The organism is Bradyrhizobium sp. P3_C3 (genome assembly GCF_056402655.1).
In genome coordinates this window covers 1-1,137 of sequence record NZ_JBFUGY010000140.1, presented here as the reverse complement: position 1 = coordinate 1,137, position 1,137 = coordinate 1, and the positions used below count along the sequence as shown (strand labels likewise).

General features: G+C 61.5%; 1 protein-coding gene. It reads left to right on the top strand.

All coding sequences use genetic code 11. The features are described from left to right. Window positions 1-185: 185 nt before the first annotated feature. Window positions 186-1,118, top strand: a complete 933-nt coding sequence (locus AC1DW2_RS43800; protein WP_477009213.1) for an IS110 family RNA-guided transposase — start codon at window positions 186-188, stop codon at window positions 1,116-1,118. Window positions 1,119-1,137: the final 19 nt, after the last annotated feature.

The window sequence follows — 1,137 nt, the reverse complement described above, 5'->3', positions numbered from 1 at the left end:
CCCCTTGTAAGTCGAAGCGCCGCAGGTCTGCTATTGTAGACGTTGCGGTGACGGACGGGAGCCCGCAAACCCCCAGGTCGTTGCAGGCCGTGGGTGAGAGAGGTGCCCCGTCCGTTAGTCCATTGAACCCGAACAGTCGCCTGGGCCGCAAAGTGCGAAGCCCGATTAGGCAAGGAAGGGTGACCATGGATATCATCGCGGTTGGTATCGACGTATCGAAGGACCGTCTTGACGTTGCAGTTCATCCCGGTGGTGAGGCGTTCGTCGTAGAACGCAACGGTGCGGGGTTGGAGCAGCTGACCGYTCGGCTGAAACAGCTTGCACCCASTATTGTGGCGCTCGAGGCGACGGGCGGCTTCGAGACCATTGCGGCAGCGGCAGTTGGCGGCGCCGGCCTTCCTATCGTCGTTGTCAATCCGGCGCAGGTCCGTGCCTTTGCCAAGGCACTCGGACAACGCGCCAAGACCGATCCGATCGATGCTTCTGTAATCGCTCACTTTGCCGCAGCGACACGGCCCGAACCCCGGCCTYTGCCGGATGAGGCGACACGGTTTTTGTCGGATTTGGTGACGCGCCGGCGTCAAATCGTGGACATGATAGGTGCCGAGCGGCAACGGGAAAAGCGCGCWACCTCGCAGCATTTAAGAAAGAGCATCACACGGCTGATCAAGGCGCTGGAGAAGGARCTCGTCAGCGTCGATACGGACATCGACGATGCAGTGCGATCTTCGCCGGCCTGGCGCGAAGCAGAGGATTTGCTCGCCTCCGTTCCCGGCGTTGGGCCCATCATTGCCCGGACCTTGATGGCCGARCTGCCAGAGCTCGGCCGCCTGAACCGCAAGCAGATTGCGGCACTGGCCGGCTTGGCGCCCTACACGCGCCAATCCGGCCARTGGCGCGGAAAAAGCTTCATTGGTGGCGGGCGACAAGCGGTGCGAACGGTATTGTTCATGGGAGCRATGACCGCCAGACGTCACAACCCCGTCCTCAAGGCCTTCTTTGAGCGCCTCGTGGCCAATGGAAAGCCGAAGCTCGTTGCCCTGATCGCCGTCGCCCGCAAGCTGCTGACCATCCTCAATGTCATGATCAGGACGAAAACACCATGGCAACCCGCTTGACAGCGAACACAGTCGCTCA